At 59.0% G+C, this 17,303-nt stretch carries 6 protein-coding genes and 2 pseudogenes; 4 read left to right on the forward strand and 4 right to left on the reverse strand.

Annotation, left to right across the window (positions count from 1 at the left end):
- Positions 1 to 199 precede the first annotated feature (199 nt).
- Both istA and istB read left to right on the forward strand, forming a co-directional pair.
- Positions 200 to 1,736 (forward strand): annotated as a pseudogene (gene istA / locus ABIB80_RS39500) (IS21 family transposase).
- A 13-nt stretch (positions 1,737 to 1,749) separates the two neighbouring features.
- Positions 1,750 to 2,496, forward strand: a pseudogene (gene istB, locus ABIB80_RS35575) (IS21-like element helper ATPase IstB).
- 577 nt (positions 2,497 to 3,073) lie between these two features.
- Here the strand turns inward: istB and ABIB80_RS35580 are convergent.
- The 3 genes from ABIB80_RS35580 to ABIB80_RS35590 form a co-directional block, all read right to left on the reverse strand.
- On the reverse strand, positions 3,074 to 3,394 hold the full coding sequence (locus ABIB80_RS35580) for a response regulator transcription factor (protein ID WP_502918765.1): 321 nt from the start codon (positions 3,392 to 3,394) through the stop codon (positions 3,074 to 3,076).
- A gap of 159 nt (positions 3,395 to 3,553) precedes the next feature.
- Positions 3,554 to 4,183: a response regulator transcription factor gene (locus ABIB80_RS35585; protein WP_354129261.1), complete on the reverse strand. Its 630-nt coding sequence runs from the start codon at positions 4,181 to 4,183 to the stop codon at positions 3,554 to 3,556.
- Positions 4,184 to 5,573: 1,390 nt separating this feature from the next.
- Positions 5,574 to 5,801, reverse strand: a complete 228-nt coding sequence (locus ABIB80_RS35590) for a hypothetical protein (protein ID WP_354129230.1) — start codon at positions 5,799 to 5,801, stop codon at positions 5,574 to 5,576.
- A gap of 941 nt (positions 5,802 to 6,742) precedes the next feature.
- On the opposite strand from ABIB80_RS35590, the gene ABIB80_RS35595 reads away from it, so the two are divergent.
- Positions 6,743 to 7,129 carry a hypothetical protein gene (locus ABIB80_RS35595; RefSeq protein WP_354129231.1) on the forward strand — a complete coding sequence of 129 codons (387 nt, stop codon included), beginning with the start codon at positions 6,743 to 6,745 and terminating at the stop codon, positions 7,127 to 7,129.
- A 226-nt stretch (positions 7,130 to 7,355) separates the two neighbouring features.
- Here ABIB80_RS35595 and ABIB80_RS35600 read toward each other — a convergent pair whose 3' ends face one another.
- Positions 7,356 to 10,649: a Ulp1 family isopeptidase gene (locus tag ABIB80_RS35600; protein WP_354129232.1), complete on the reverse strand. Its 3,294-nt coding sequence runs from the start codon at positions 10,647 to 10,649 to the stop codon at positions 7,356 to 7,358.
- Between the two features lie 559 nt (positions 10,650 to 11,208).
- Here ABIB80_RS35600 and ABIB80_RS35605 point away from each other — a divergent pair.
- Positions 11,209 to 16,770, forward strand: coding sequence for a trifunctional serine/threonine-protein kinase/ATP-binding protein/sensor histidine kinase (locus ABIB80_RS35605; protein ID WP_354129233.1), 5,562 nt, complete (start codon positions 11,209 to 11,211; stop codon positions 16,768 to 16,770).
- Positions 16,771 to 17,303 lie beyond the last annotated feature (533 nt).

Raw genomic sequence — 17,303 nt, forward strand, 5'->3', positions numbered from 1 at the left:
ATCTCGCGGTGCAAACTGTGGATCGCTCGCAAGTTCAACATGGCCTGCATGCGGATTCCGATTTATTCCGGCCCGGTATTCCGACTTGAAGCCGGCCACCGTTCCGATTTGAAGCCGGCCGGGGTTTTGGAAGTCGGCGTTTTCGTTTGGGTCAGTCCCTCAGGCATCAAGTCGCTCGTTGATCAACGGGGGGAAGCGGATGCCGGCCAAGAGAGAACTGACCATGCGACAGATACGACAGATGCTGCGGCTTGCCCGTGATGGGGTGAGCGCCCGGGAGATCGGGCGCACGCTCGGCGTGGCGCGCAGCACCATTCAGGACAATCTCAAGCGTGCCTCGACTGCCGGGCTGGCGTGGCCTTTGGCGGGCGATCTGACCGACGCCGTTCTTGAACAACGTCTGTTTGCCCATGCCGGCGTCAGGCGCGGCTTCCGCCGGCGAGCTGAGCCGGATTGGGCCTCGCTGGCCTGTGAGCTGAAGCGGCCTGGCGTCAATCTGATGGTGCTGTGGGAGGAGTACCGGGCGGTCCACCCGGAAGGATATGGCTACAGCCGGTTCTGCGACTTATTCCGGGAATTCGAGCGGCGGCTGTCGCCGACGATGCGGCAGGACCATCCGGCCGGCGACAAGGTCTTTGTCGATTACTCCGGCAAGAAAATCATGATGGTCGATCGTGCAACCGGGGTCGTGCGTGAAGCGGAGATCTTCGTCGCCGTGCTTGGCGCCTCCAATTACACCTACGCCGAAGCGAGCTGGACGCAGACACTTCCGGACTGGATCGAGGCCCATGTCCGCATGTTCCGGTTCTTTGGCGGGGTACCGCGCCTTGTCGTCCCCGACAATCTGAAATCCGGCGTCCACAGAGCCTCGTTCTATGACCCTGAAATCAATCGCAGCTACGGGATGATGGCGTCCCATTACGGCGTTGGCATCCTTCCGGCACGGCCAAGAAAGCCCCGGGATAAGGCCAAAGTGGAAGCCGGAGTGCGTTTTGCCCAGACCTATACTCCTCGGGCGACTTCGCCGGCAGACCTTCTTCTACCTAGCCGAGGCGAACGCGGCAATCGCCGCCGCGCTGGAGCGCATCAACGCGCACGTCATGCGCCGGATTGGCGTCAGCCACCGACAATTGTTCGAGACCGTCGAGAGGCCTGTCCTGGCGCCGTTGCCGGATGCCGACTATCAGTTCGCGGAATGGCTCTTGGCCCGCGTCTCGCTCGATTATCACGTCGAGGTCGACGGCTTCTTCTACTCAGTTCCACACGGCCTGATCCGGGGAGCAGGTCCACGTTCGCGCCACCACCCGGACCATCGAGTTGTTCCATCGGGGTTTGCGTGTTGCGGCTCACCAGCGCCGTTATGGCAGCCGCCGGCACGGCACTGATCCCGATCACATGCCCAGTGCGCATCGGCGTTACGCGGAGTGGACTCCCGATCGATTCCGGCGTTGGGGGCGGTCAATCGGGCCCAACACCGAGGGGCTCGTCCTCGCCATCCTGGCCAATCGGCCTCATCCCGAACAGGGATTCCGGACCTGTCTCGGCGTGCTTCGGCTATTCAAGGATATTGATCCCGAACGCGCCGAGCTGGTCGCGGCCCGCCGGTTGCGGTCCGCGCGCGGACCTACAAGAGCATCGCCTCTATCATCGCCAACAAGCTCGAACGCGGCTCTCGCGACACCGAGGACGCGGTCATCGAACATCCCAATCTACGCGGCCCCGGTTACTTCCATTGAAAGGAAATCCAGCATGCTTACCCATCCCACCCTCTACCTGCTGCATAGCCTTGGTCTCCAAGGTCTGGCCAAAGGCTTCAAGGACCTCGATGCCCAGTCCGAAGCGCGCAGCCTCGAAACACGCCGAATGGCTGGCGTTGCTCCTCGAACACGAGAAAACGCTGCGCCAGCAAAAGCGGTTCGAAAGCAGAGCTCGAGCCGCCAAGCTGCGTCATGCCGCCTGCGTCGAGGATGTCGACTACCGCGCTATCCGCGGCCTCGACCGCGCGCTCTTTCTAAAACTCGCCGCCGGTGACTGGATCCGGGCACGACATAATCTCCTTGTTACCGGGCCGTGCGGTGTCGGCAAGAGCTGGCTCGCTTGCGCCCTTGGCAACAAGGCTTGCCGAGACGACTTCTCAGTTGCCTACCATCGTGTACCGCGTCTCTTCGCCGCGCTCGCACTCGGCCGCTCCGATGGCCGTTACACCAAGATGCTGCACGCTATCGCACGACTCGATCTTCTGATCCTGGACGACTGGGGACCAGAACCTCTCGACGCCGACCAACGCCGTGATTTGCTCGAAATCGTTGAGGATCGATACGAATCCCGCTCGATTATCGTCACCAGCCAGCTGCCCGTCGATCGCTGGTACGAAATCATCGGACCATCGCCGACGCGATCCTCGATCGCCTCGTCCACAATGCCTACCGCATCGAACTCAAAGGGGAGAGCCTCAGAAAGCAGAAGCAAACTGCTCAAGATCAACCGGTCTCTTGACCTTCCCAGCCCTCAACGACATCATGAAATTGACCCATGCGAACGACGCCACGGGTGGCCGGCTTCACATCGGAATACCCGGCCGGCTTCGAATTGGAATGCATGGCCGGCTTCGTCGGAATCCGCAGCCTGCAGCCTTTGTGATTGCAGCGATCGTCTTGAAGGGCTGCGTGATTTCGCTGTGATTGGCGCGTCATCCTCCACAGACACGGGACCGCACTTTCTGTGGAACACTCGCGAAAGCTCGGGTGAACCCTTTTCGGCGAGGTCCTGCTTCGCAAGCCGCTGCCGTGGTACTTTCGACCTAAGCTCAGCATCGCCGTTGGTGCGCACCTTTGTTCGGGCGAGGAGGGCCTCACCTCGTCTGATTACGCGATCATACCGGTGGCGTTTTTGTCAGGAGCCCTGCAAGTGCTTTCGATGAGAGGCCGAAGGCACAACAACAGAGACAGGAATGCGGCAAGGTGGAAAGGCCATGGTGCCACGGGCACGAGGTAAGCAGTGGCAGCGGCACATGGATCGATATCGTAAGCGCCGCGCGGGCGCGGTGTGGTCGAGACTGCTGCTTCCCCGTCTTTCACGCGTCCGTTCCGCTACGATGCTCGCGGAGCGCTTCATCGAGGCAGGTTATCAACTCCAGACCGGCAAAGGGTTTGGCGAAAAAGCCAGCTACACCGGCGCTCAACGCGCGGGCTCGCGTACGATCATCCGCGACGGCAGTAATCAAGATGAATGGCGTGGCGTGGCCCTGGGCCCGCATCTGTTCCAAAAGTTCAAAGCCGCTCATCCTGGGCATCTGCACGTCTGCAATGACACAGGACGTGTTCTTCAATTGAGACGACCGCAAGAACTCCTCAGCCGACGCAAACGTATGAACGTGGTGGCCCTGCGATTTCAAAAGGTTGTTCAGTGCGGCACGAATCGAAGGATCGTCGTCGACAACGGAAACAGTTGAATACCTGGACAAGACACCCCGTTCTAGTTGGGCGAAGGCGGTGGCAGAAGCATGACAGCCAGCTGAAGGGTGCGCGTGTTCGATCAAATTGTAAAATCATACTTAGGTTTGTACCCTGGAACGGTCGGTGCCAATTCCAAGCCTCTCACTCATCCTGATCAAATCGGCTAGCGATCGAGCGCCCATCTTCTTCATCACGTGCCCGCGATAGATTTTTACTGTAATCTCGGCGAGCCCGAGTTCCGCGGCTACCTGTTTGTTCAACAGGCCGGCGGCGACCAGTTTCAAGACATCCTGCTCTCGTGGACTTAGGGCCTCAAACAAGGACTGCAGCCTCCCGACCGCTTTCTCTACACCCCGCCTCTTGCGATCCTGTTCGATAGCTGCGACTACGCCATCGAGCAGTTCCTGATCGCGAAATGGTTTGCTGAGAAAATCGATTGCTCCACTCTTCATGGCTTTGACGGTCATCGGAATATCGCCATGAGCGGTAATGAAAATGATGGGAATGTGAATCTTCAGTTTGGCTAACTCACTCTGGAGCTCAAGCCCGCTCGATCCTGGCAGCCTGATGTCAAGCACGAGGCAGCTAGGAACATCAGGAAGCTCGCTCTGGAGCAGTTCCTGGGCCGATCCGTAAGCAACGACATCTAGACCGATCGAACGAAATAGGTTGACCAGCGATTCGCGCATTGAGAGGTCATCGTCGACGACGACGACGCTCGGCCTCATCTCCGGCCCTACGACATTTGCGGCTTCCTTCCGCGGTTCAGAGCGCTTGGTCACGATAAGAGCCTCACTTGTACGATTTGCAGTAGAATTGTCCCGTCACAACGACCTTTGAGCGAGATATGCCGCCTTTCGCGCAGGCTAATCACTGCGATTTTCGAGGTATGTGACTGGTTAGCCATTCGCACCAGCGTGACCCATTACAGGAAAGTCTAGCAAAAACCGCTCGAGTGGTCGAGAACTGCCTTTCGCGTCTATCCGTCGGCGCGTTGGATCGACCCCGCGGCCTCGATCGAATCGATGAACGGCCGGTCGATAAGCATCGGACTTGCGGCGCTCGCTTTAGCACGGTAGCGCGTGTCGCCGGCCTTCGCGAGTGGTGCTGCAGCGAACGACTCAATCTTGCGGCTGAAGGATCAGAATGCCCGCCGCCTTGGTAGTTGAACGCGGGGGCGCGAGCTGAGCGAATTGGCGCGATTGTGCCTGTGCACGCGCCGATTCCGCCGGCCTTGCGATCGGCAAGCGGCATAGACTATCGCCCCCGTGCCAAGGAAAATAGAAAGCAGAACGAGTAGCAGCGGCATCAGCACATGAACACTTCTTTTCCGTCGTCAGGGCGCCTGTGAGTTGCGTCTTTGCGAGCTTGGGGAAAGCACCTTGCGTCGACTTCGTACAACCTGACGCAAGGTGCGATTCAAGTCCTTTCCGTCATCATGTTTGTAGGAAATATGCTCGAACTCGAGCTGCTGCAGGGACGCGCAGGTTCGTTCGTCTCGTTGCTTCCTTCACCAGGCTCGCCCCCAAGATCAGGCGGCGTAATCTGAATGGAGAGGCGGGATACACTCCATTCGTTGTCCGGCTGCGGACCGGTGCGGCAACAAGCAGCTGCGTTTGCTCTGCTGCATCAGTCAAACAACCGCTGATCCAGCGACAGAATCATTCTCCCAAGAATTGGCGACATCAGGGATCCGCGTCGGGCAGCCTGGAGATCGGCTCTTTGACCTACACAGGAACGACAAAACGCGGCCCGAGCGGCCAACCTGAAGCTATTGTCAGACCTACCAGTAGCTGATCGATCCGCTAGGCAGGGTCATTAAAGGCGGCCCGACGCACTCCGTCGAGAAGAAAGTGCGTCGGGGTCGCCCCACATCGCCAGTACATCCGTGGTGATGCTGCCTCCAATGAAGCAACCAGCGTGGCAAAACTGAGGCTCGCTCAGCAAGGCAGAGTAGTAGTGACTCCTGCTTCTTCGTACCTAGCGTCACGTGTACGATCCTGGTGTAGATCTATCGAATTGGCAAAAGTCCGATCCGGCAAAGTTCTCGTCGGCAGAGCTTGAATAAATGTTATCACGGTGCGCGTGGCGACAAGAGGCGTTCCGCAGCTCTTCATTTTAACTGCGATTATCTTCACCGCTTTTGGGATAGCTTACGCCTTGCTTGAAGCGATCTAAGCAGCAGATATCTATCGGTTTCGCATGGCCGGCAATCGTCCTCCTGCGAACCGCAGCGAGCGACATTCCGAGCCGTGAGGCCTGTACGGGCGCTTCGTTCGCATCAGGAGTGTCTTTGTCGCGGGTCAGTGCTCGATCAATGGGAGCAGGAATGATGAGAATAGTCATGGGCGCGGTTTCGCTCACAATGGCTCGCAGATCTGCCCTTGTGCTGTGGTTCAGAGTTGATGACTGCGTGGCGCCTTCCCAGCGGCGCCAGGGGTGAACATCGATCTCGAAAACAGCACCACGCGCGTCAGCGGGATTTCTAGCCTGTCCTCTGCCAAATGTACCGAGGAGCTCTCTGACAAACGTCGCCGAGAGCATCGTGAATTCTGTGCGCGGTTCTCGATGCGATTGCGGCTCCCGCGCTTGTCCCGTTGGTATGGGCTTCGCCGCCTTCCACTCCGCCAAGGCCGGAGGCGCTGCAACCCTCAGACCGGCGCCCCTGCTTGCGCGGGCCGGTATGACAACAATCTCCTCTCCGCTCTTCCTACGACGCGCAGATGCTCGCGGGCCTCCGGCAAGAGGGTGTCGGGTTTCACTGCATCGGTGAAGCCCGGGCCGAGTGCGCTCGAAGGGTCCGCCGTGTCCAGAGCGGGATAGGGTTTCACATTAGCGCGCGCGAAAGGGCGGTCGGCGTCAGACACCCAAATCGCTCGCGAGCGCCGATGGAAAGGCCGTTGACTGTCTCCCCGCTGGCATTCTCCACCAAATGGCAATGGTCGGCGACCTGCATTGCGTGCGGCAGGGCTTTGCTGCAGCTTCGCCATATCCCCTCAACGATCGCGAGCGACGATCGAGATCGTGGGATGAGCAGCCAGCCAGGCTTGCGCGGTCGCGGCCTCGCGATCCGGCATCAACGTGACGACCCGGGCCTTGTCCAGATGATGCTGGCGTATCGGTGATTGCGCCGCCAGGCCCAGTCATCAATGCCGATGATCCCGGGTGGAACAGCTGACAGACAGCTACGGCGTGGGACGACGCGCTGGAGCGTGTCTTTGCTCCCGTGGCAGCATCAGCCGTTTTGCAAAACTGCCGGTCGACGGCCAAAGCGCCAGACCGAGGTGATGGACGATAGAGTCCAGCCTCGCCGTGCGTCGCGCCGATGGAGCCAATACCCCCTCGCCGAAACGCTCAATGAAGATCTGGCGTCCGCCCAGGTCGGCGTCGCAGCGGGAGCGGCGGGCGATCACCAGGAGCTCTACGACTCGCCCCGGACAGCGGCAGATCAGTTACGCGTCGCCGATACCGGTGATGGATACGCCGCGAAACTGTCCCACAAGGCCGACAGCGCCGGAAGCCCGAACCGTGATGACGGCCTTATCACCCTCGTAGCATGTATTCTCTACAACAAACCCACGTGGCACCAGACTGGAGCGGTCGCGTGCCTCCTGCATGGCGCTGATTCTCCACCAATCAATGCGCCAGACATCCTTGAACTGCATTTAAAATGAGTCAGAGCCCATCATTCCACGCCGAAACACACCGCCAATCTGGGAGTTTATTTTGCGGTGTCACTTCTGGGGAGATTCCGCGCGCCGTTGACAAGCCCCTTTCTGACACTACGTCGTTCACGTCCTCGTACATGGCCCGTCGTCCGAACAGGGATTGGGGAAGCTGCGCGATTGGCGGCTCTTCGGCCAGTTCTGGTGCCGGCGAGAGCCGTTCCAGCCAGCTCGATCAGCCGAAGCCGGGATGAGCCCTGAGTCGGTTTTGGAGTGCCTGCCGATCGGCGACGAGGTTGTCGAGATGTAGCACGGCTGGCCATCGTCTTTGCGCCAATAGCCTAACCAGCGCCCGCGTGCCATCCACCACGAAGACTCCGCAATCGTAACCGTTCCGCTGCCGCGCCATGCGGGCTGGCTCTAGGCGAGCCTCCAGCCTGTCTGCGAGCTCCCGTGCGACGGCGTTGTGTCCTCCAGGAGAGGAGTCGTAGTGATAGGCAACCATCCTTTCCGGCGCGCGGCGATCAACAAGCAGCAGAGACCAATGGAGACCGCCGCCAGTGCGGCCACCATCGCTTATCGGCATGAACAGGAAGTTGGCGGTCTCGTTATTATCCCGGTCATTGACGACCGCGTGGATAGTTTCGCGAAAGTCGACGTCGTTCTCGATGAAGCGCAGCTGATGGGCTTGCGCAGGCCGCAGGAACCGCGTCCGCGCGGCCAAATCGGGATTGTCCCGCTGCAACTCCTGCTCCAGGAGCTCGTAATCCGCCGTAATATGCTCGTCGCCCAGCCAGTCCCTGGCGCCCAGCCCCAGTCCACTGGGGCCGTGGAGTGAGGCTGTCCTATCCAAAGCCCCGATCTGAGCACCGGAAGCCGAGGATGACCAAGGATGATGGACGAACTGAAAGTCCCTGCGCCCTCCCGGCCCCGACGAGACCGAGTAGAGCTCACGGTTAATCAAGACCGGGCGTGGGCCGCTGAACTGGGTCGGCAGGAGCTCGAGGTTCTCCAGTATGTTGATCTGAACCCGCGAGACCGGTCGGGAGCCGTGCTCCCCCCAGTCGTCGCCGACGAGATATCCAATATCCTGTAGCTCCTGAGGCGCACCAGAGGGCCCGATGACGAACGGTGGTCCCGCGAGGCTAGCCACCGGTGCAGACTGAGCATCATCACGCGCCTCGTACGGCGTAGATGGCAAATCAAGCAGAGACCCAAGACCGCCATAAATGTCGGACGACCGAATCCCGGAATCACTGGGCACTGGAACAGAGCGGGCATCATCACGCACCTCGTGTGGCGTGGTGGGCAAATCAACCAGAGACCCTAGACCGCCGTAGATGTCGGACGACCGAGCCGCGGAAGCGCTAGACACAGGAAATGAGCGAGCATCATCACGCAACTCGTGCGGTGTGGACGGCAAATCGACCAGAGATCCGAGACCGCGATAAATGTCTGACGACCGAGCCGCGACAGGCGACAGTGGCGTGGCTTCCGGCGTGAGCCACTCACGCATATCGAAGTCGTGTGGCAACTGCGGCGACCACCTGGAGGTTGCCCCGGCAGGTTCCTGTCCGCTGGCTTGGTCCACCTCCCAAGGATACTCCTCATCGTAGCTTTCGGCATATGACTCTGCAGGCTGCTGCGGGCTGCCGCGCTGCATAGGAGCTTCGGCTGGCGAACACCCTTGCCCAGAGACGGGCAACCCAAGCGCCCGATTCGCCTCAACAACTTTTAGGTAGTTTCGAAGCATCGTCAAAGCTTTGCCCGGCAATTGAGCTTTGGTCTTCCTAAACTCCTTGACATCTTGGTCTAATGCGTGCTGTTGCGCCCCGCTGAGTCGGTCAACTATGCTGCCCCTACCTTCCCTTTGGAGCCAGTCACTGAAACCGCGAAGGCGGCTAGCCAGTATTTGAAAAGGCAGCCTCTGCTGCGCAGTCGAGTCCCCAAGGCCGCCCAAGGCTTGATCGAGCATACCCTCGATGAGGGGGGCGTCTGCGGGATGGGGGCCCAGGAGGCGGCGGTCCATGAGACGCGAGCCTGGCCCGATCGGTCCGATGTTCTCTCCCCCTGGCACAAGCCTCCGGAGATGATCCAGCGTCGAATGAAGACGGTTTTCAGTGTCGTTACCTTGCGCTTTATACTCATCGACATCGTCCGCAAGCGTGGCATCGCGAAACCGAGGAGCCAATGGCTCCTTGTTGTTTTCATGGAGCCAGTTAGCGAATTTTTTTGCATGTATGAGACTACTGTCAATGGTGTTTTTGGGAACTTTGGCTTGTACGGCTGCCCTCCTGAACCTGGCCATGAGCGCAGCGTCTCCGGCAGGAGGGGCAGCCAAGCGCTGTCGTAGCTGGGGGTTGAAATTTGCGGGGCGCCCCTGGGCTTTCGCAACGTGGAACTCCCGAAGCACTGTCAGCACCGGATGGACATGCTTTGTGCCACCCTCCTCTACATAGAGTGTCGCAAGTCGTTTCAACTCATCAGGACGGTCAAGCAAGCTGGACAGCGTCAAGGTCTTGGACCGAAGCCAGATGACGAATTTATGCAGATTCCCGACCCACCAATCAACAGTCTTGCGCACGCGGCCGGCGGATTCGGCGGCCTCCCTGAACTCGGAAATGAGTTGCTCGTCATCTGAGAGCGCGGCTGGTGGAAGATCGGACTGCTGAACATTTGTCAACGCCTCAATGACTTGATCTTTGATGTTTTTGCTGCCAGCGGGGTCCACTTCCTGCGCATAGTCCAGCGCATCGTTCTCCAACCCAGGCTCGTTCAGCCGGTCGGCAATTGGGCCTCTCTCGTGCTCGTTAAGCCAGGCACTGAAGTTGCGTAAATGAGATGCATTCCTCTGGGCGGTGTGCATGAACACACTGCCGACCGACGCCCTCAAGAACCTGGAAACAAGCACTTTGTCCGACTCAAAGGGCTCAATCGCGCTACGCCGCTTGGCGAAATACATGCGTAGCTCTGTCGAAAGTACCTCTTCCTGCGTCGAAGCCCCGGACAAGCTATTTCCGCTGCTTAGCCCCAACGCTTTCTTGATGCCCTTGACCCCTGCTTTGAAGCGCGGCAGCAGTCGGTGGCGTTCGCTTTGCGGCGCTGAGCATGATTCACGAGCCTCCGATGAAGCTTGATACGCGTCCACCGATGATGTCGATCGCCTGGATCGCAAGCTGTTGGAGTCCGCATCAGGGGCGTCTAGGCCGTAACGCGTGCTGCGCAACAGTTTGGTCGGCGGGTTGGACCGCGACGGCATGGAATCGCCGAGACCAGTGCGTTGGATGCATGCCTCGCCCTCCAGAGCGGTCGCATCGCCGTCTGCGGGGCTCGCATCAGGCGAACTCCCCTCCGCGGAGCGCTCATCAGAGGAGCTGAGGTGCAGCTCGCTCAGCTGCTGCTCAAATCCGGCTTGACCCGCGGGCATGTTACCCGCTTGTTGCCTTGCCGGCTGCTGCTCTTGCCGAGCAGCGTACCCCTGCACCCAAGATTCCGTATTCCATGGGTCGATTGAATTGATCGGATCCACACTCTCTCCCGTGAAGAGACAAACTTCGTAAGCCCGCGAGCTAAGTGCTACAACCTGACGTTAAGTGGGGTTCAAGGCCTTTTTCTCGTGTCGTGTTTCTTTTTGCTCCGAGGCAGCGCTCCTGGCAATTCCGACGTTCGGGAAAACGTAAGCTCCAGGGGTAACATAGCGATCAGCCCCGCAGATCGCGAGTTCCGGTGGCTCAAGTTCCTTATGATCCACTGCAGGCCGCAACCGAGCGAGTTTTCTCCATACCGCTTCGGCTTCGGTGGCCTTAATTCGCGTGCGAACCTGAGAACCGCGATCGTCGTCGAGACGATCAGCGGCGGCATAGCTGACGCACGACCCGCTGCTGATGCTGTGCAGGCCTGCCTGCGCGCGGGATTGGGCTGGATCGACACGATCAGGCGGTGATGTATTGGGTGTGTAAGTCGCATCTTGGTTGCGGCGGTCCAGTCTTTGGCGGCCTTGATCGGTACTCGCCCCGTGCGAAGTCCCTTCACAAGCTCGCCCCATATGTGTCAGATTCTGGCTCAATCCATATTGACTGGGCGGGCAAATGCCGCGGGATTCCCTCAGCCGAACTCTGTTCGGCTCAAATGTCGACAGTGACATCCAGCCCCTGTGGGAGGACGGTGATCGCGCGTTCTGCCGTGCGTGGCGCCAGCAAATCCACGGCAGCAGGGCTGTCGTCCTTGTCGTGCGGCCCATAGCGGAACACCCAGCGACGCTCGACCGCCTCGCCCATGAATGTGAGCTGAGGGAGGAGCTAGACGAGGCGTGGGCGGCGCGGCCGTTGGAACTTATCCGGGAAGCTGGTCGGACTATGCTGGTCCTGCAGGATCCATGCGGCGAGCCACTGTTAAATTCACTCGGGAGCCGCATGGAGCCCGAGCGCTTCCTGCGCCTCGCGGTTGGTATCACAAGGGCCGTGGGCAAGCTTCACCAGCGCGGCTTCGTCCACAAGGACCTGAAACCCGCTCACATTCTGGTCAATTGTCCTGACGAACAGGTCCGACTCACTGGGTTTGGTCTGGCTTCCCGACTTTCCCGCGAGCGCGTGCCGCCTGAGCCTGCCGAGTTCATCGCCGGCTCGCTGCCATACATGGCGCCCGAACAGACCGGACGAATGAATCGCTCAGTCGACTGTCGCAGTGACCTCTATTCACTTGGCGTGACATTCTATCAGATGCTGACCGGCGCGCTGCCGTTCACGGGCTCAGATCCCTTGGAGTGGATCCACTGTCATATTGCAAGAAAAGCAACACCGCCTGTTGAAAAATCGCAAAACCTCCCGGAGCCAATCTCTCAGGTTGTGATGAAACTCCTCGCGAAAGCCGCCGAGGAACGCTACCAGACGGCCGCTGGCCTCGAGCACGATCTGCAACGCTGTCTGGCAGCATGGGCCAACCACAGTCGCATCGACACATTTGAGCTCGGCGCAGACGACACACCTGATCGGTTGCTCATCCCCGAGAAGCTCTATGGCAGAGCCCGCGACATCGATACCTTGCTTGGCTCTTTCGATCGCGCGGTGAAGAGCGGCGCGCCGAGATTGGTGCTGGTTGCGGGCTACTCCGGCATTGGTAAGTCCTCGCTTGTCCAGGAGCTACACAAAGTACTCGTGCCCTCGCGCGGACTGTTAGCATCAGGCAAATTCGAGCAACTGAAGCGCGATGTTCCCTATGCGACATTAGCACAGACCTTTCAGAGTCTTGTGCGTCCTCTTCTCAGCAAAAGTGAGGGCGAACTCGCGACCTGGCGGCAAGCGCTCCGGGAGGCGCTCGGCGCGAATGGGCGCCTGATGGTCGAATTGATCCCCGATCTGAGCCTGATCATTGGCGAGCAGCCCGCGCCAGCTGAGCTTCCACCCCGGCAAGCGCAAAATCGTTTTCAACTCGTGCTTCGCCGCTTTATCGGTGTTTTCGCCCGGCGAACCCATCCATTGGTGCTCTTCCTCGACGATTTGCAGTGGCACGATGCCGCAACGCTCGACCTGATCGAGGATCTTCTGACTCAGTCGGACCTGCACCTGCTGTTGATTGGAGCTTACCGCAGCAACGAAGTTGATGCAGGCCATCCACTGAGACGCAAGCTCGAGTCCATCAGGGTCGCCGACGTAAATCTAGAGGAGATCACGCTGTCGCCGCTCACTGCCGTCGATGTCGCGCAGTTGGTCGCGGATACCCTTCGCTGCGGACCAAAACGCGCTGCCCCGCTTGCAAAGTTGCTGCATCAGAAGACGATGGGCAATCCGTTCTTCGCCATTCAATTCTTGTCCGAACTTGCCGAAGAGCAGCTGTTAACGTTCGATCACGAGCCGGGGCTCTGGCGTTGGGATCTCGAGCGCATTCACGCAAAAGCGTACACCGAGAACGTCGTCGATCTGATGCTCGGCAAGCTCATCCGGCTGCCCGAGGAAACGCAGAACGCGCTGCAACAGCTTGCCTGTTTCGGCAACATCGCCGGGATGGCGGAGCTTGCGATCGTGCTCGAAACCTCACACGAGCAGGTGCATGCGAGGCTTTGGCCGGCGATCCGGCAGGAACTGATCGCGCGCCAGGGAACAGTCTACCGGTTTGTCCACGATCGCGTTCAAGAGGCGGCTTACTTGCTGGTGCCGGAATCCTCGCGCGCTCCTGCCCATTTGCGGATCGGTCGAATGCTTGCGGCACATGTCCCTGCGCACAAACGTGAGGAGGCTATCTTCGATGTTGTCAGTCAACTCAATCGAGGTGTCGCGCTCATCGCTTCCGGTCAGGAGCGAGAGCAGCTCGCGGAGTTTAATTTAATCGCAGGGCAGCGTGCCAGGGCGTCGGCGGCCTACGCCTCGGCACTGACATATTTCACCGTCGGTGCTGCGCTGCTCGCGCAGGATTCGTGGCAAAGGCGCCACGAACTCGCATTCGCACTGGAAACCAGTCGGGCCGAATGTGAATGCTTGGTAGGCCGGCTGGAGGTTGCGGAGTGCCTCCTGTCTGCGCTGTCGAAGCGCGCTTTGAGCGCGCCCGAACGAGCGACGGTCGCATGTTTGCGGGTCGATCTTTACTTGACGCTCGGTCAGCACGGCCGAGCGGTGTTCATAGGTCTCGAATATCTTCGCGATGTCGGGATCGAATGGTCGCGGCATCCGACGGACCAAGAAACACTAACCGAATATCAGCGGATGTGGTCACGTCTGCCAGACGCGATCGAGGAGCTTGCTGGTTTGCCTGAAATGACAGATCAGACCACGCTTGCCACGCTTTCCGTCTTGACGCGGATTCTTCCGCCCGCAGGTTTCACGGACGCCAATATATCCGCTCTGGTCATCTGCAGAGCCGTCAGCATCAGCCTCGAATACGGCAACACTGATGCGTCTTGTACCCACTACGCATGGCTGGGCCGAATCTCGGCCGGCCGCTTCGGTGACTACCAAGCGGCTGATAAATTTGGTCGTCTTGCGTGCGATCTGGTTGATCGCGGTGAGTTCTCTCGTTTTCGGGCTCCGGTCTATTTGGCGATGGGAGGCAACGTGATCCCGTGGACGAAGCCCCTGAGGGACGGACGAGTGTTGATCCGGCGAGCGCTCGAAGCTGCGAACAGCATCGGCGATTTCATCTATGAGGCGTACAGCTTGGTTCATCTAACCTCAAATATGTTGATGGCAGGAGATCCCCTGAAAGAGGTGCAGAACGAGATAGAGAAGAGCCTTGCTACGATACGGAACAGAAAGGTCAAGTTTGCTGCTGATGCCATGACTGCACAGCTCGCAATTATTAGAACCATGCGCGGCCTCACGCGCTCATTCGGTTCCTTCGATGATCAGCAATTTGACGAGCAGGACATCGAGCGATCATTTGAACGCAGTCCGGAGCTGTCACCGAGCGAAACCGTCTACTGGATCCGCAAACTTCAGGCGCGGTTTCTGGCCGGCGATTATCCTGCAGCTATTGCTGCTCGCTCGAAGGCAGAGCCCCGATTGTGGACCATCCCGACAGAGTCCTTGATCGCGGAATTTCACTTCTATGGCGCGCTGTCTCTCTCCTGTTACTGCGAGAGGCTGTGTGAAAGCGAACAACAGCAACATCGCGAAATGATTGATGCCCATCACAGACAGCTGCAGATATGGGTCACGAATTGCCCCGAAAACTTTGGCAATCGGGCTTCCTTGGTCGGGGCTGAAATTGCGAGGCTGGAATGCCGGGATGCGGACGCAATGCGACTGTACGAACACTCAATCCAGACCGCAGGACGTAACGGTTTCGCCCATCACGAGGGGGTCGCTTGCGAACTTGCAGCGCGCTTTTATGCAGCGCGCGGCTTTGACAGGATCTCCCGGGTTTACCTGCAGGACGCCCGGCATGGCTACCTTCGTTGGGGAGCAGATGGTAAGGTGCGTCAACTCGAGGAGCTGAATCCCCATCTCAACCATGAGGAGACCACGCTTGCCGTGAATGGCATGAGGATCGGAGCTCCGGTTGAGCATCTTGACCTGGCGACGGTGACAAAAGTGTCGCAGGCGATTTCCGGCGAGATTGTGCTTCAAAAACTAATCGACACGCTTATGCGGACTGCCATTGAGCAGGCTGGCGCCGAGCGAGGTTTGTTGATTCTGCTGGATGAGGGCGAGCCACGGATCGAGGCGGAAGCCACAACGGTAGCGGATGCGCTGCTTGTAAAGGTGGGTGAACAGCCCGTGACTCCGATGGCTCTTCCCGAGTCCGTGCTGCATTTCGTCCTACGTGTCCGCGAAAACGTCATTCTCGAAGATGCTGCCGCCGAGCCTTCATTTGCGGAAGACCCGTATATCCGCGAGCGCAAATCGCGTTCTATTCTTTGCCTGCCGCTGATCACGCAAGGCAAGCTGATCGGCGTACTTTATCTGGAGAATAATCTCGCCCCGCGCATATTCTCGGCTGCGCGCAACTCTGTGTTGAAAATGCTTGCCTCTCAAGCTGCAACAGCGCTGGAAAACAGTCGGTTGTACAGCGAAGTGCAGCAACGGGAGGCGAAAATCCGGCGCTTACTCGACGCTAACGTCATCGGAATCTTTATCATCCGCAAAGGGGGCGAGATCATCGAGGCAAATCAACCCTTCCTCACGATGGTTGGATACGACCAAGGGGATCTTCTCGCAGGACGAGTGAACGGTCTCGACCTGACGCCTCCAGAATGGCACGAGCGCACAATGGATGCTCGGACAGAAGCAAAAAGGACCGGAGCTGTTCAGCAGTTCGAGAAAGAGTATATTCGGAAGGATGGCAGCCGCGTGCCGGTGCTAATTGGCCTCGCCGTATTCGATGAGCGACAGGACCACGGTGTTGGCTTCGTCCTCGATCTGACAGAGCGAAAGAAAGTGGAAGCGGAAGCCCGTGAAAGCGAACGACGCTATCGCGAAACTCTGATGGGCCTTGCACACGCCAATCGGATCACGACAATGGGACAGCTGGCCGCCTCGATCGCCCATGAGGTGAACCAGCCGATTGCGGCGATCAGCAGCAATGCGGGGGCAGGGCTAAATTGGCTCGGTGCTCAACCCCCAAATCTGGAAGAGGTTCGGCAGACCTTCGGTTTGATTGTCCGTGACAGTATGCGCGCGGGGGATGTGATCCGCCGGATCCGCGCTCTTATGAATAAGGCTCCGATACAAACGGAGCTTCTTGCAATGGACGAAGTGATCTTGGAGGTGCTGGCCCTAGTTGGCGCGGAACTCGCAAAACATGAAGTGTGGGTGCGAACCCGACGGCCTGAGGCGTTGCCGCTCGTTCGAGCAGATCGCGTTCAGGTGCGGCAGGTGATTCTCAATCTGATCACGAACGCCATCGAGGCCATGAGCGAGATCAACGAAGGCGAGCGCGAATTACTGATCGCTACGCGGACTGATGGTTCGAATAATGTAGTGGTCGCTTTTCGGGATACGGGTCCAGGACTCGATCCAAACAGCGCAGAGCGCGTGTTCGAGGCGTTTTACACCACCAAATCCGAAGGTATGGGCATGGGGCTGGCCATTTGCCATTCTATTATTGAGGCGCACGGGGGCCGAATGTGGGCGGGCGCCAATGATCCTCGCGGAGCCGTCTTTCAGTTCAGCATGCCCGTTGCGCCGGAGGGCGTGGATCGGGCGGAACAGGTCTCTTGAGCGTCTGAGGTCGAGTGGGTCGCCGAGCAGGGGTGCTCCGGGAGTCCCCGATCCCCGATCATCAGGACAGAAGCAAGCTGCGCGATCTTGATAACTTGAGACATTCGCGTTTCTTGCTGCCCGTTGGAAGTGTTGGCGCGACCGCTGATTACGAACTGTCAGAAAATCTGCAACCCGACCGCATGCCAGATTCCACACGCTCGCTGGCCCTTTGCTAATCTCTACAGAATTGCAAGCCATCAAGCGCAATCAAACGAAACCTGCAGACGCAGTGTTCGAGATGCGACGGCAATCGTCATTCGAAGCATCGTTGTTTGAGCCGGAAGGGCGATATCAATCGGGAAAGTAGTTTTAGTTGCATGCAACCCTCGCCCAAGCTTGAGCAGAGCTTCGGAGGCGGATCAGGTTAACCCGTTTGCGGGAGTCGGTGCTGAACTGGTTGGGAAGGGGGGCTTTGACAATAAAGAGCCGGCGCCGCGCTCGTAAATCCGATCTCAATGCAAAAGCATTGCTGCGATGCCGTGCGAACCATC

The organism is Bradyrhizobium sp. i1.15.2 (assembly GCF_040548425.1).
GTDB classification, from domain to species: domain Bacteria; phylum Pseudomonadota; class Alphaproteobacteria; order Rhizobiales; family Xanthobacteraceae; genus Bradyrhizobium; species Bradyrhizobium canariense.

Excerpts from the sequence above, each read along its gene's own strand:
- ABIB80_RS35585 (WP_354129261.1), bottom strand. The coding sequence starts at position 4,183 with ATGAGGCCGAGCGTCGTCGTCGTCGACGATGACCTCTCAATGCGCGAA.
- ABIB80_RS35590 (WP_354129230.1), bottom strand. The coding sequence starts at position 5,801 with ATGACTATTCTCATCATTCCTGCTCCCATTGATCGAGCACTGACCCGC.
- ABIB80_RS35595 (WP_354129231.1), top strand. The coding sequence starts at position 6,743 with ATGGACGATAGAGTCCAGCCTCGCCGTGCGTCGCGCCGATGGAGCCAA.
- ABIB80_RS35605 (WP_354129233.1), top strand. The coding sequence starts at position 11,209 with ATGCCGCGGGATTCCCTCAGCCGAACTCTGTTCGGCTCAAATGTCGAC.